Source organism: Streptomyces prasinopilosus (assembly GCF_001419695.1).
Lineage (GTDB): Bacteria > Actinomycetota > Actinomycetes > Streptomycetales > Streptomycetaceae > Streptomyces > Streptomyces prasinopilosus.
The window spans coordinates 1,355-1,624 of sequence record NZ_LIRG01000509.1 but is presented as its reverse complement, the minus strand read 5'-3'; positions in this window follow the sequence as shown (position 1 = coordinate 1,624).

The following is a 270-nucleotide window of genomic DNA, read 5'->3' as shown; positions in this document are numbered from 1 at the left end:
CCCGCGGACGAGCACGCCCTCGTGCGGAGCCACGGACGGGACCGGCCCGGCGGACCGCCGCGCCCCGGCTTCGGAGGATCCTCCCAGCCGCGCACCGGCCTGCCCGGAGGATCGCACCGGCACGGGCGATCCGGTCGCCATGGGACAATGAAGTACGTGCTCTTCCCCCTGGCTGACCTGTCCGGGGGCCACCTCTGATCGACTGGGATGTGCAGCACGTGCGTTTCCTCAACGACATCCAGCCCCCGTACGACCTGACCTACGACGACG